The sequence below is a fragment of the Bradyrhizobium sp. 27S5 genome (genome assembly GCF_037217225.1).
Classification (GTDB): Bacteria; Pseudomonadota; Alphaproteobacteria; order Rhizobiales; family Xanthobacteraceae; genus Bradyrhizobium; species Bradyrhizobium septentrionale.
The window spans coordinates 1,204,176-1,218,546 of record NZ_CP147714.1 but is presented as its reverse complement, the minus strand read 5'-3'; the positions used below and the strand labels follow the sequence as shown (position 1 = coordinate 1,218,546).

General features: G+C 59.6%; 8 protein-coding genes and 8 pseudogenes. All 16 read right to left on the bottom strand.

The window, feature by feature from the left end; translation table 11 throughout:
- Positions 1–116: 116 nt before the first annotated feature.
- Positions 117–1,218 (bottom strand): annotated as a pseudogene (ald, locus tag WDM24_RS05895) (alanine dehydrogenase).
- 800 nt (positions 1,219–2,018) lie between these two features.
- Positions 2,019–3,067: pseudogene (gene hypE, locus WDM24_RS05890) on the bottom strand (hydrogenase expression/formation protein HypE).
- Positions 3,064–3,901, bottom strand: a pseudogene (gene hypD, locus WDM24_RS05885) (hydrogenase formation protein HypD); the annotation flags it as partial. The pseudogenes hypE and hypD, both read right to left, overlap by 4 nt.
- A 2-nt stretch (positions 3,902–3,903) precedes the next feature.
- Positions 3,904–5,901, bottom strand: a pseudogene (gene hypF / locus WDM24_RS05880) (carbamoyltransferase HypF); the annotation flags it as partial.
- Between the two features lie 114 nt (positions 5,902–6,015).
- Positions 6,016–6,306, bottom strand: coding sequence for a hypothetical protein (locus tag WDM24_RS44365; protein WP_414645816.1), 291 nt, complete (start codon positions 6,304–6,306; stop codon positions 6,016–6,018).
- Position 6,307: 1 nt separating this feature from the next.
- Positions 6,308–6,367, bottom strand: a pseudogene (locus tag WDM24_RS44360) (hypothetical protein); the annotation flags it as partial.
- 171 nt (positions 6,368–6,538) lie between these two features.
- On the bottom strand, positions 6,539–6,766 hold the full coding sequence (locus tag WDM24_RS05870; protein ID WP_338832590.1) for a hypothetical protein: 228 nt from the start codon (positions 6,764–6,766) through the stop codon (positions 6,539–6,541).
- A 28-nt stretch (positions 6,767–6,794) separates the two neighbouring features.
- Positions 6,795–7,137: pseudogene (gene hypA, locus WDM24_RS05865) on the bottom strand (hydrogenase maturation nickel metallochaperone HypA).
- A gap of 258 nt (positions 7,138–7,395) precedes the next feature.
- Positions 7,396–7,782 carry a hypothetical protein gene (locus WDM24_RS05860; RefSeq protein WP_338695921.1) on the bottom strand — a complete coding sequence of 129 codons (387 nt, stop codon included), beginning with the start codon at positions 7,780–7,782 and terminating at the stop codon, positions 7,396–7,398.
- Positions 7,764–8,222 carry a hypothetical protein gene (locus WDM24_RS05855; protein ID WP_338695919.1) on the bottom strand — a complete coding sequence of 153 codons (459 nt, stop codon included), beginning with the start codon at positions 8,220–8,222 and terminating at the stop codon, positions 7,764–7,766. Before WDM24_RS05855 ends, WDM24_RS05860 begins: the two co-directional genes overlap by 19 nt.
- Before the next feature lie 599 nt (positions 8,223–8,821).
- The gene (locus WDM24_RS05850) at positions 8,822–9,382 is read right to left on the bottom strand and encodes a hydrogenase expression/formation protein (RefSeq protein ID WP_224924202.1); all 561 of its coding nucleotides are present in this window, start codon (positions 9,380–9,382) and stop codon (positions 8,822–8,824) included.
- Between the two features lie 125 nt (positions 9,383–9,507).
- A pseudogene (locus WDM24_RS05845) lies at positions 9,508–10,542 on the bottom strand (nickel-dependent hydrogenase large subunit); the annotation flags it as partial.
- A 13-nt stretch (positions 10,543–10,555) separates the two neighbouring features.
- Positions 10,556–10,786, bottom strand: a complete 231-nt coding sequence (locus WDM24_RS05840) for a hypothetical protein (protein WP_275948938.1) — start codon at positions 10,784–10,786, stop codon at positions 10,556–10,558.
- Positions 10,753–11,217, bottom strand: a pseudogene (locus WDM24_RS05835) (hydrogenase small subunit); the annotation flags it as partial. The gene WDM24_RS05840 and the pseudogene WDM24_RS05835, both read right to left, overlap by 34 nt.
- Positions 11,196–11,576 (bottom strand): twin-arginine translocation signal domain-containing protein, encoded by a 381-nt coding sequence (locus WDM24_RS05830; RefSeq protein WP_275948937.1) that lies wholly within the window; start codon positions 11,574–11,576, stop codon positions 11,196–11,198. The gene WDM24_RS05830 and the pseudogene WDM24_RS05835, both read right to left, overlap by 22 nt.
- A gap of 1,373 nt (positions 11,577–12,949) precedes the next feature.
- On the bottom strand, positions 12,950–13,627 hold the full coding sequence (locus WDM24_RS05825) for a molybdenum ABC transporter permease (RefSeq protein ID WP_338701888.1): 678 nt from the start codon (positions 13,625–13,627) through the stop codon (positions 12,950–12,952).
- Positions 13,628–14,371 lie beyond the last annotated feature (744 nt).

Here is a 14,371-nt window from a genome sequence, read left to right as displayed (position 1 = left end):
CGCTTCGCGTTTCAAACATCCGCCCGCGCTGGTTAGCAAATTGATCGAGCCGAAAAAAAAGCCACCCCGAAGAGTGGCCCAAGTCAGGGAGGAAACGCCCGTAAGGGCCTCCGGGATCAGGCCGCAGCCTGTTCGATCGATGAGAAAGGCAACCCTAGGCTCTCGGCCACGGCCTTGTAAGTTAGCCGGCCCCGATGGACATTGAGGCCCGCGCGCAGGTGCGGATTTTCGAGCGCGGCGGCAAACGCCTTGTTGGCCAGTGCCAAACCAAACGGCAGCGTGGCGTTAGTCAGTGCCGGGCTTGAGGTCAGCGGCACGGCGCCGGGCATATTGGCCACGCAATAATGAATGACGCCATCCACTTCGCAGGTTGGATCAGCGTGAGTGGTTGGGTGCGATGTCTCAAAGCAGCCGCCCTGATCGATAGCGACGTCCACGATCACCGCCCTCTTACGCATTGAACTCAGCATACCCCGCCGAACGAGCTTCGGCGCGCTCGCACCTGGAACAAGTACCGCACCAATCACAACATCGGCCGCAAATACCTCTTCCTCCACGGCGTCGATGGTCGAGATTCTGGCCCGAACGCGCAAGCTCGTCCAGTTCGAGCCGGGGTATCGAGCGGTCGATGATGGTGACCTCTGCACCCAAACCGATCGCCATGCGCGCCGCGTGCGTACCAACGAGGCGACCTCCAATCACCACGATCCGGGCCGGCTGAACACCGGGCACTCCACCGATCAACAGCCCTCGTCCGCCAGCACTACGCCTCAGGGCGCTACCCGCCCCTTCAATCGCAAGCCTATCCGCGACCTCGCTCATGGGCGCCAGCAACGGAAGGCCACCTTGCTCATCAGTTACGGTCTCATAGGCGATCTCGGTCCACCCAGATTTTAGGAGCCCCTTGGCCTGCTCCGGGTCCGGGGCCAGATGCAGATAAGTGAAGATGATCTGGCTCTCCCGCAGCTGGCTCCATTCGGACGGCTAAGGCTCCTTAACCTTTACAATCATCTCGCTCGACTCGAATACCTCGACTGCGGACGCCAGAATCGTTGTGCCGGCGTTGCGATAATCTTCATCCGCCGCGCCAATGCCCGCGCCAGCATCGGTCTCGATCATCACGCGGTGGCGCGCCGCCACGTATTCGCGGACAGCTCCAGGGGTAAGGCCCACGCGATATTCGTGCGCCTTGATTTCCTTGAGGACTCCGACCTTCATTTGAAAACTCCCTGCCTGGAGGGGCTTTCTAATCGGAAGTGCGTAACGATATTGCGACGCGAGCGCCACAATAGCGCAGGAATTCAGCGATCTTTGACCAGCTGCGCAGGATTTCAAACAGGATGCGGCAAGATGCTGAGTGGCTAAGATAACCGTACTCGCTGAGCTCAACGATCGAGCCCTCCGCAGCCGACGCGAACAGGCTCTCGACCGCAATGGCACCCGCGCTGAAAAAATCATATAACGGATCCGTGGGCGTCTTGAAAACGTCTACAGAACTACCTTCGCCGCGATGACAGGGTCCTTCCGCTCTGGACCAAACCTATTCTCATCTCATTACCTGCGAATCACGCGTTGGCTATGCACGAGGTCGGCGAATGCACGGACCTCGGTGTCAGTGCCTTCTCCTAAGCCGCCGAGATTCAGGGGAGCAGATCGAGGATCTCTTATTTCTAAGCTGCTCTTGTGCGACACTAGTCTACAAACTAAGCGGCGCGACTTGAGCCAAGGCGCTGTAAAGAGCCTCGTAAGAGCGCCTTTCGCCTCACCTTAACCTCGAAGTGTCAAGTGGGGAGCAACGACTTTGGGTGAGCGACGAATGGCGCATGAATAAAACGCTTGGGACCGGGTTCGCGGCTTGAGAATGCCACAAATGAAAATCCAGCCTTGCCGAATTTCTGGAAGAGCGAGCATCACAGTCCGCCAGCAGGGCAGGTCGTAGACTTTAGCTCATTTTTTTAAATGGCTAATAACCGCTGATGCGTGCCCCCTCATGCCCGCCGCAGTTGGGCGTGACATGTTCAACAGATCCGAGGCAATTGTTCGCCCGACAGCCAATCGACAACTCGTCCGCCACCGAAACTGGTCGCCATCTGCACAAACTTGTGATCGTCAGCTACCGCCTCTCCAATATCAGCTGCATCGCACCCGAGCGGATGCGCCTTCATGGCTGCAAGCACAGCATCGGCAGAATCAGGCGCGACGATCGCAACGAGCTTGCCCTCGTTAGCGACATGGATCGGATCAAGCCCAAGGAGTTCGCAGGTCGCCGCAACCGCAGGCTTCACAGGAATGGCGGCTTGCTGCAGACGGAAGCCGAGGCCCAATTGATGCGAAATCTCGTTGAGCGAGGCGGCAAGGCCGCCACGCGTGGGGTCACGCATCACCCGGATACCGCTGCCACCGGCCGCAACCATGGCGGCTACGAGGTCGTGCAGCGCGGCTGAATCCGAGCGCGATCTCGATTTGAAAGGCGACGTTCTGGCGCCTTGACATGATCGCCACCCCATGATCGCCGAGGCTACCGGAAATCAGGACACGGTCGCCAACCCTTGCCTTGTCGGCCGAGAGATCGAGCGCATCGGCCAGGACCCCGATGCCCGGTCGTGGAGATGAACAGACCGTCCGCCTTGCCGCGCTCGACGACCTTGGTGTCCCCAGTGATGATGTAAACGCCGGCGTCGCGCGCCGCTAAGCCCATCGACTCCGCAATCGTTTGCAGATCCGAAAATCGGAACCCCTCCTCGATAATAAAGCTAGCCGATAGATAGAGCGGACGCGCGCCGGCCATAGCGACATCATTGATCGTGCCGTTCACAGCGAGTGACCCGATATTGCCGCCAGGAAAGAACAGCGGTGAAACCACATAGCCGTCCGTCGTCATCACTATTCTGCCTGTTGCAACATCAAACGCCGATTGATCATTGCAGCGGGCGAGCCATTCGTTACCGAAGGCTCGGTGAAAAATGTCCGAGATTAGGTGCGCCATGGCACGGCCCCCGGACCCGTGAGAAAGATCAATGCGTCCGTTCTCGACATCAAGTCTGCGTTGATGGGCCTTTACGCTCATGACAACCGTCCCAGCTGATCATCGCGAACTCGGCCATACGTCCAATACGCGGCGCAAGCGCCTTCCGATGAGACCATGCAGGCTCCTATGGGATTTTCCGGCGTGCAAGCAGTTCCAAATAGCTTGCAGTCGACCGGCCGCTTGGCTCCGCGCAGAATTGCGCAGCACTCGCACGCTGGATTGTCAGCGACACGCAGTTCGTGCATCGCAAAACGCGCCTCGGCGTCAAATCTCGCGTATGCCCGCTTCAGCTTCAGTCCGCTTTTGGGTACGAGTCCAAGTCCATGCCATTCGAACTGCTCACGCAGTTCGAATATCTGCGAGACCTCGTCCTTGGCGCGCGGATTGCCTTCGCGCGTAACCGCACGGCTGTATTGATTTTCCACGCCGCAGCGGCCTTCGTTCACTTGCCGCACCAGCATCAGGATCGCCTGCATGACGTCGAGCGGTTCAAATCCCGCGATCACGATCGGCTTACCGAATTGTTCTGCCAGAGGTTCGTAAGGTCGCGTACCGATGATGGTGCTGACATGTGCAGGCCCGACGAAGCCATCAATTGCGCCCCCGCCGATATTGCGGATCTTCGGATTCTCGAGAATGCTGTGCATGGCGGACGGTGTAAGCACGTGTTTGCAGAACACGCTGAGGCTCTTCAGCCGCTTCTTCTCGGCAATCCGGATCATCACCGCCGTCGGTGGCGTCGTAGTCTCAAATCCAGTGGCAAAGAAGACCACGTCCCGGCTCGGTGCCTGTTCGGCGAGCCGAATAGCGTCGATCGTCGAGTAAAACCATCCGAATGTCAGCGCCTAGCGCCTTGGCTCGCAGCAATGACTTCACCCGCGCGTAATTTGGTCAGCCAGCACCGCGTTCAAAAAGCAGCCGCCGCTTAGGACGACGGCATTGACACCGGTTGTTCACGCAAAGCGCGTGACCCAGTCAATGCAAGCGGCGGCGAGAGTGCCATGAAACAGCCCGGCTCCGTCCGTGGCGCCTACGTTGTCTGTAATCAAGTGCTCAAAAAGCGGACGAAGCGACAGCACGCTCGCCATCCATCGTCCAGCCGGCATCGAGAATCTCAGTCCGCCGCACCAGCGCCTCGAGCTTCATTGCGGCCTCGCCCTCATAGCTCTGCAAACTCGCAATGCCCAGCAGCGCCGCCGCCGCATCAAACAACCGGCCCGCGCGGGTTGTGATGGTCCCGCCCTGCTGATCCAGCAATGCGCGCACGCGCTCAGACTGGCGTTGCGCTGCAAAGCGATGGCCGATTTCGGTTCCCCTGCCAAGCAACTGCAACATAGCGTAGGTCCCGCATGACCGTGCTCAGCGATGACGGCGGCAGCATGCGTGTGGTGATGCTGGACAGCGACCAGCGCGCGGCCGCTTCCCTCCGCAAAGCGCGTGGACGCCATATTGGGATGCAGATCGTGGGCGATGACGGCGGGATCGTCGTCAAGAACCAATGTGAGATGACGAATCGTCTCTTCAAACACACGAATGCTTTCGGCCGTATCGAGATCGCCAATATGCTGGGAGACGAACGCTTCGTTGTTCCGCGTGACGGTGATGGTCGACTTCAACGCACCGCCAACAGCGAGTACGGACGGCACAGATCTTGCCAGCCGGATCGGTTCTGGAACATAGCCACGGGCGCGACGAATGCGTTGGGCGCGGCCCGCCACAACCGACACGACGGAGTCATCCGCACGCGTTAGGATCTCGCGATCATGGGTCACGACAAGGTCGGCGATTCCCTCAAGCCGCCGCAGCGCCTGTGCGTTGTCGATCAGCAGCGGTTCGCCACAAAGATTGGCACTGGTGGCAACGATGACGGGGCCAGTCCCCACAAGCGATACTCCGGTCGAACGAAGTACCTGAAAGATGAAGTGATGCAGCGGGGCCGCGGGCAGCATGACACCTACCCGCGATAAGCCGGGAGCTATCGCGGGTGCTAAATTATGGCGCGAACGTAGAAGGACGACGGGACGAGCTACGGATTCGAGTAGCGCGAACTCGGGCTCATTCGCTTCCGCGATCTCATTGACCCGCTCTATGGAACCGACCATGACGGCGAATCGCTTCTCAAGACGCCGCTTTCTGCCGCGCAAACGCTGCACCGCGCCCTGGTTGCGCGCGTCGCAAAGCAGCTGGTATCCGCCCACCCGCCACGGTTTGGCCGTCGACGATTGCCGCGACAATAGCGTTGTTTCCATGGCTGAGCCGCGGGCCGCATGTCGGACACGCGATCGCCTCCGCATGGAACCTGCGACTCGCCGGATCGAGATATTCGCTGACGCAGGCGGCACACAGCCTAAAGGCCTTCATGACCGTGTTTCGGCGATCGTAGGGAAGCTGTTCGGAGAGGGACGGGCCGCAATGCGAGCAACTGATGAAGGGATAACGGTAATGCGACTTTTCGGATCGAACTACTCACTGATGCACTGCTGGCAGGTCGCGGCATCGGCGACGATCCGCGTTGACGACTTGCCACCTTCGCTGGTGCCGATCGAAAAGTCTTTCGCCGCGAGCGCTCCTGTCTCCTGAACGCAGATGTGGTCGATGCATGCCAGTGGTGGTGCTTCAAGCGGCAAAGCGGCAACAAACTCCGACGCACGGTTGCCCTCCACCTCGATCGTAACGCCCTCTGGATCATTGACGACAAACCCCGCCAATCCGTACCGCGTGGCCAGGCCATAGACGTAAGGACGAAATCCGACCCTTTGCACAGCTCCGCTCACGCGCACGCGTAGCCGAGTTTGGCCGCAGGTGGGGCGGCGCTCATCGCCTTGTGTCCCTCTCGGCGAGTCTCTGATGCGCCTGATTGCCGATCCAGGCATAGAGCGCGCCGAAACCCTCGCCAGTACGCGCCAAGACCGTGAGCACTTCGATCCTTGAATTGACGCGCCTTGCATACTCGATGATCTTGCTCACATCGAACTCAAGGAATGATGTCAAATCAATCTTGTAATCAGCACGAGCGACGAAGCGGCAAACATATCCGGATATTTGAGCGGCTGGTCTTCACCTTCGGGGGTCGATAGCATCACGATCTTGCAGGCTTCGCCTAGGTCGAAGGCTGCGGGACAGACCAGATTACCGACGTTCTCGATGAAGAGAATACCGCGCGTGAGCCGCGGCAAGCGGCCGTCGGCCTCGCCGATCATTGAAGCATCGAGGTGGTTCCCTGCCGGTATTGACTTGAACAACCGGCGCGCCAGCCGCGCGAACGCGTTCGGCATCATTCGAGGTCTGTTGGTCGCCTTCGATGACGCCGATCGGGCGAGTGCGCTTGAGCTCGGACACGGCGCGGACGAGCAGCGACGTTTTGCCTGCACCGGGACTGGACACAAGATTAAACGCCAGCAGGTCATCGGCCACGAAGAGCGCGCGATTATCCGCCGCTATCCTATCGTTCTTTGCCAAGTATGTCGCGTCCGACCCGAATGACCCGCTCGCGGTTCGTGTCCGCTGCCTTCAAAGTAGCCGCACCGGCCCCGCAGCTCTGAATGGCCTGCCCATCACGAGCCTGCAGATGGCCGGGATGATGATGGCAAGCATGGTCTTGGCGAGCATGGTAGGAATGCAGCAAGCTTTGATCACCATGCACATGGGCGCCGTGGCGATCACCGTCCTGCACACGAGCATGATAGCGCGCCAGTGGTCTTGCGCATCATGAACTTCGACGCGTCCGGTCGAATACATTCCTTCACTGCAACCGCATACGGTCACATCAATTGACCTCCAGCTCTTTCGCGCGCATCTGTTCGCCTGTCGTTATCTGCAACTGATAACTGCCGCAGTAAGGACAACACTCAGCGCGCAGAGCAATTTCGACACTCTTCGAAACAGGCCATGCACCAGGCCATGCCAGGCACTTCGATGATTTTAAGAACCGCGCCGTCGGCGACGGTCCGTGTTGCGACAGCTGTGAAGCAGAACTTAATAGCTTCGGGCGCGACATGGCTCAGGGCCCCGATCTCCAGACGGATGCTCCGCACCTGCGAAATCGATCGGCGACGCGCCTCCTCCTCGACAATTTCGATGATGCCCAGACAAAGCGCCATTTCATGCATCGCCAACCTCGCGAAAATTGAGCGTGAACCCGGCGCAAGGATCGAGCGATGCAATCACCGCACGAACCGCTTCCTGATGTGGTCTCGCCGTCAGCACCGCGCCCTGAAGGCGCCAGACAAGTGGTCCGCACCGATGGAAATTCCATTCCGTCGGCGCTAGGAATTCGACGCGGGATATCCGGCCCCGAGGATCAAGCTCAACCGCGTGATAGAGGCGCCCCCTGGCGCATTCGACTGCTGCCGCTGCACGGCCAGGACCTAGCCTGTAGCTTTCGATGATCCCATGTTCCGCGACTCGATATGAGCACGAGCCTCGAGCCAAGCGCACAGCCGAACCATCTCCGTAATTCTGGCCATCAGCCGCGCAACCGCACCCGGCCGCCCCGGCGGAAGCCGATCACGCGTCATTTGGCGCGCCAACGGCCCCGTTTCGGGCGCATGCCCCTCGAGATCCGGACAACAGCAGAACGTATCGTCGTCCGCGAGTAACCGTTCAACGATATTGCGGTCGTCGGCAACGGACAGGAACGAGTGCTCGATCGAGATTGACTTCAAGTCGACCTCATCAAGCTCTGCAATGCGAAGCGCGAACGGGCTGCCGGACTTCAGCGCACAAGCCTCTCTCGTTATGCCGAGCGCGGCCATCGCGGCCCAATTCGCGCTATTGCTTCGCGTCGAGCAGGGCCGCGGATTGGCTGTTCGCTGCCGATAAACACTGATGTTCCGTGCATCACGGATCGAACCGCTGCCGCACGGCCGACGTTCGGCGTAAGATGACCGACAAAGAGGCCACGCAGCAATTCCGCGATACGCTCGGCAACGACCAAGGTAATACGATGCTGCTTTGTCGCGAGGATGATCTCTTCCTTGCGCGCCGCCTCGATCGCGGCCAGTAAGGCAGCCTGCTGCGCAGCGGCACATAGCGCAAAGAGCCGCGGCAGCCCCTCAAGCACCGACGATGCCTGTTTGCCGGCGAACAGCCACGCCAGCGGCGGCCGGGCTCGGGGCACGATCTCGACTGCGGCGATTACGTCGGCAGCAATCGATACGGTGACATCAATCTTGTTGCGGGAGGCGAGGCTCATGGGCGGCGCTCCTCCATCATCTCACGCAACAAAAGCCGGCGACCAGACGCACTGAGATCTAACGCGTGGCTCCAATGTGACGCTGAGCGGTTGTCCGACCAGACGCCGGCAAGGACCGCTGCTTTGGCGCGGGCGGATCGCATAGCTTTGCATGCAAAGATCGCTGAGAGGGGAGCAACAGGCAATTACGGCGAATGGCGCTAGCTCGCCGACAATAAGTTCGATGCAACCGGATCCGGCCCGCAGGGGTAGATACCATTTGTGGCCAGCACGCGGTTGGCAAGTGGCCTTACGCAAGATGACAACCGCCTTCATGACCCGACGCGCAATCATGCCGACGGGCGAGCGCTCATGCGTGCGAAATTCGCTCGCCTCGACCCTGGGCGGTTCGCTCAGAGTCCGTCGCTTGCGATTGGCGATATGCCGATTGGCTACCACAAGCATCGCCACCGATGTGAACATATCGTTTTGCATGCTCCCGCGAGGGCTTATTTCACGGTCAAGCATCGTACTCAATCGACACGCGATCCAGCCAATGCCGCGTTGCCGGCGCGCCGTCTGCGACGAACGCGCCGGATGCCGATTGATTTCCAAGTACTTCATGTGAAGTATGCCTCGATAATTTCCTGCAGGCGTTCGGCGGAATGCTCGAGATCTTCGTCGGCGGCCAGCACAACAATCGGCACGCCGCCGACCTCCAGCGTATCCAGAATGATGTTGTCCATAAAATTGAAGTATTGCACCGACCAGACGTTCCGGATCCGGGTCGCCTGCACTCGGCATGCGCCGTAGCCGCAGAAGATCAGTCGGACCGGACCATTGCCCACGCTTCGCCGCTGAAACGCCAGCTCGACAGCGCTCATCGGCAGCAGCGTGAGATTGATGACATGCGCGTGCATGCCAGACAGCCAGGCACGAGCCCGTCCGCGTATTTCGGCGAGCACCGGCAGCACGTTCATCGCACCGTCCGGCGCCGGGCCTATCACAAGATCGGTGGACGTCAGATCAGTCGCGGCGCGCTGCACAATCTGTGGGATCGCCCCGACCTGAATATATTCATGTGCCGGCTCCATCCCGATGCGCAGGCGCCAGATTCCCGCATGCACGGTCTCCCCGATTTGCGCCAGAGAGCCGTCCGGCAGTGCAACGACGCCGGCCACCTCACCCTCCCCGAGCACCTCGGCAATCAGCTTGCGTTCGAGATCGTCGAGTTTAGCGAGTCTGTAGAGTTCCGTCCCGGCGCCGCTCGTCTGACCGCCAGCAGCAGCGGCAGCGCTCGACAGCAGCGCTTTGGATCACCATGGTCGATCGGCAACACCTCGCTGAGATCGCCATCAAGAATGACGCCGCGCGGCAGCTTGAGACCTTTCGCGGAACAGTCGTTGGCATTTTCGGGGATGTCGCCATAGGACATCACACCTTTGCCCGAAAGCCCGCTGCCATGCAGCCAGTCCTTGTAGAACGAGCCGATCGCTGCAATGTCCGGCAGATAGACCTGCTCGACAAACTCGATCGAACGATCGATGATCGATGATCGAGGACACTAAGCTAAGCCGCTCCATATTGATCGCACCCACCGCGCCAGTTCCGTCGATATTGATCGCGCAGGGCACGCCGCCGACCAGCCAGTTCGGATGCGGGTTCTTGCCCCCATAGACCGCTTGGACCTTGACGATTTCTTTCTGGAAATCGAGCGCCTCCAGATAATGCGCCACGGCCATCAGATTCGCTTCCGGTGGAAGCTTGTAGGCCGGATGCCCCCCCAATAGCCATTCTTGAACGGACCGGGTTGCCCGGATCCGAAGAACTTAGTGAGCCTGATCTGCAAATCCTTAAAGTAGCCAGGGGACGACAGCGGCCAGGGCGAGATAGACTGCGCCAGCGCCGACGTCGACTTGGGATTGGCCTTGAGCGCGGACATCACGTCAACCCAATCGAGCGCGTGCAAGTGGTAGAAATGCACCAGGTGATCATGCACAAGCAGACACAGTTGCATGATATTGCGTATCGAGTTGGCATTCTCCGGAATGGCGATCCCTAGCGCATTTTCAACGGCGCGCACGGAGGTGAGCGCATGGGTGCCGGTGCAGACACCGCAAATCCGCTCGGTGAAGGCCCAGGCGTCCCGCGGATCGCGCCCGCGCAGGATGACTTCGATGCCACGCCACATCGTCCCGCTCGAGACCGCATTGCGGATCACATTATCAGAATCGACATTGGCCTCGACGCGCAGGTGGCCTTCGATGCGGGTCAGCGGATCGATGACAATTCGCTTGCCGGAAGGATCGAGATTGAACCCATTTGGTGTCTGAACAGCCACCGTCACCTTCCCCTCAACTCGGCTTACTTTTGTCAGTTGCGCGATCCGGCTTGTGGGTCAACCGCTTCACAGCCGTGACCGCCGCATGCGCAGCGACGGTCAGCCCAACAACGCCGGCAGCGGCCATGCCAATCTGATCGGCGTTCTTCTCAATGCCGAGTGGCCAGATTGAATCGGGAATGACACGCCGCCGTTCCCGAACGGCCGAACAGGCATTGTAAGTGGTCGGCCCCTTGCAGCCCATGTTGTATAAGCAATAGCCCTTGCGTGCCCCTCATCGTCCCACTCCTCGACAAACTGGCCAGCGTCGAAATGGGAACGCCGATAGCACTTGTCGTGAATGCGCTCGGAATAAAACATCTTGGGGCGTCCCAGGCGATCGAGCTGCGGCAGCTTTCCGAACGCGGTCATGAAGGTCACCAGGCCGGTCATGGCCTCTGCGATGTGCGGGCACCCGGGCACCTTGATGATCGGCCTGTTGGTGATCACCTTATCGATCGGCACCGCCCCAGTCGGATTGGGCTCGGCCGCTTGCACGCAGCCCGAGGACGCACACGTGCCCCAAGCGACGATCGCCATGGACTCTTCCGCCATCGACCTGAGCTTTTCAACGAACGGCTTGCCGCCGTCTGTGCAGAACATGCCCCCTTCGTTCAGCGGCGGATTGCCTTCCACGGCAAGCACATACTTGCCCTTGTACTTGGCACGGGTTTCCTCCAGGATGGCTTCGGCTTAGTGTCCTGCCGCCGCCATGATCGTGTCGTCATAGTCAGCGAAATCATCGATAGCAGCGTGTCTTTAATCAACGGATGAGCCGATCGGATAAAGCTTTCCGAGCAGCAGGTGCACTCGAGCCCGTGCATCCAGATGACCGGCACACGCGGCTTGATCTCCAAGGCGGAAGCAATACCGCTTGCGGCGAACGAACCGAGTCCGAAGCTCCCGGTTGTCAAACTGCATAATTTGTGAAAACTACGACGCGTGATACCCTGACGTCTGATCACGCTGTAGAAAGTTTCCGATGCCCCGCCCATGGCCCCTTCCAAGTGACTTGTCGGCCGTAACAATTACTGACCCCAACAGCAAGAAACAGGCCACCGCATGGGAGCACACTCGGCAGATACGCGACCGCCGCTTCGCGATTATCGGTAGGGATGAGCGAGCCGAGCTCGCGAGGCACAAGCTACGCGTTGTCCGCCATTCGTGCTAATGATCCGTCGGGGCGGATCGATCCGATGCATCTTTCATTCAGTGGGCGCTTGCTGCGCGAGCACTTTCACAGGATCTATAATCGGAGTCTGGACCTTCAAAGCTCTCATCCAGCGGCGCCAGTCCAGGTCAACTCACCTGAATTGCCTGGAAGCGCCGAGGAGCCCTTTCATGCGCGCACAGCCGCTCCGAGTCCCAATCCCGCAAAGTCGTTGGAGATTATGTGATGCGCCGTCTTGAGATCTCGAAAGCGTTGCCCATCGAGGTCCTGCCGTTTAGCAGCATTTGTCCAAACCGCACAGCGTCATGGACTGTCGCAAATACGCAAGCTCCCCCGCAGTCAAACTTCGTCGGACTTTCGAGGAGCTCGAGTTCTGTGGCTTTCCTGTCAGAGGGGCGTCTAGAAATTGACGCGCGGGGCGCTCGCGTTGCGATCCCGACAAATGGAACGTGGCATCTTGCGTTTCGATCAGCCTCCACGGGCTGTTCGCGGGATACTGTCACAATCGCTGTTCGCTGACTTTTCGACGACAATCCCGAGCACATCGGTCGAGAAGATGGGGCAGCGGCAGCTTAGTATGGCTTCGATGAAAGCCTGTTCATGGCTCTGGCGGAGCTACGAAATTCGGATGAAGACGCACTGCTTGATCCGAGCTATCCGGGCGCGCCATAAGTGAGGCTAATCTATGGCGCCCTCGGCGATCGAATTTTTGATCAACCGTCAGGCTGCACCCCCTCTACTTTCATGTTTTTGCGAAGTCCAGGTAGTGCCCGGTAATCTCGGCCTGCAGAGGTAGGCAACTTGCCTCAGCGTAATAGGCAATCGCCATTATCGGTTTGGCGACGGACGCGACTGCGAATATCGCTTCGAAGCGCATCGATGTTGCTTTCGCAGGGATCGAATTGCCCGTATGCCTTTAGTGGATGAGCTTGCCGCCTCAGGCGATGCAACCCGCGCCGGCACGCACTTGCCAGCGATCGAGCGCAGAGCTCCTCCAGTTTGGCAAGGCGGCTCTTGGAACTCCGACGTCAAGCCCCAGCCTCCCGCAGAGGCGCGACGTGCGGCGAATTAAAGCCGATTCCAGCGGCAGCCGCGGCCATAACGGATGGCCGGATCCGGCTTGCAATGCTGCTGCTCGCTCACGATCGGACATGTCTGGCCGTCATGCCGAAGCGGATTTAATCAGGGCTGGTGCCCTCATGTGCCTCTTCTGGCACAGCGTTTGTCGATGAAGGTTAGAATAAAAATGACGGCAAAGGCAAACATCACCATACCGCCGGAAATCCAACTTGCCTCGCTCCAGCGCGATGCTTGCACATAGTCAATGACATAAGCTGACAACACCTTGGTGCGCCCAGGAATGTTGCCGCCGATCATCATCACTACGCCGAAGGTGCCGATCGAATGAGCAAAGCCAACCAAGGCAGCCTTGAGAAACTCCAGTCGCACCAACGGCAGACCGATAGTAATGAAGGCATACAATGGAGAAGCACGCTGATTGACGAGCGGTCCCCCGCCTATCGCAATAAAGGCATTATGGATCGGCTGCACCACCAAAGGGAGCGCTGAGAGGACCGATCCGACTACAATTCCTGCAAAGGTAAAGGCGAGCGTGTGCTCGCCCCAGAAAGAGGCGAGAAAGCCACCCGGTCTGTTCGGGCCGAGCAGGACGAGTACGCAGAAACCAAGCGCCGTCGGAGGCAGCACCAGCGGCAGCGCGATGATCGTCGCCACCGCCTTGCTCAAAACCGTCTTTGAACGTGCCAGCCACCACGCGAGTGGCGCGCCAACAACCAAAAGGATCATCGTCGTCAGGCTGGCGAGCTCGATCGTGAGCCCAACGGATTGCCAGATCTCGGCCGAAACGGTATCCATGTGCGTCAGCTCCACGGTGAGAGCACGTTGCCATATCGGCAGAGCGATCGCCTGCACGTCCGGCTTGCTGAGGATTTGGCATGCAGCGCCTTTTGGCCGGACCCAACCTCCAAGAGCGAGCATCCTGCCAGGTCGGTTCACAAGGTCCTTTGCTAACCGCCGGCGCATTCTCACATCGTTGCCTTTTAGCGGCGATTCAGAATCTCCGGTTTGAACCAATCGATCAATCTGTGGGATCGACGCACACTGTACTAGCTTCGGCCGCGCCGCCTTCCCCATTGCGAATGCATCTGCGGTGTCCGGCCCACTCGTCCCTTTTGCGGCGACGACGCGCCTGCGGATCGACGGCACGGAGAACGACGACGGCTTGCGCGCACGATTCACAACGTTCGAAGCCGAACTCGCCAGAGAGGCGAAGTGGCTTTCCAGAGGCGCGAGGCCGCCCTCAAGCAGCCGAGCCGGGCGACCGCGGTCGCCCGAGCGAAACGCCAGAAATGTTGGAGCTTGCGTGGCCTGGCTGTATAGCTCAGTGCCCGCTATGACATTCAACATGGCTTCGGACCACCTCGCCCGCTTTGACAATCCGGCAAGCCTATCCGTCGGCATGCGGAACTTGATGAGGGGTGCCATATTGACGCGCGTCGTTTCTGCGAGAGAGGGCAAGAGGGCGGAAATCGCAGTCCTCATCGGAGACTCCTGTGACAGGGCCGCTTCAACAGCAGCTCCTGTCTTCGTCCAGCAATG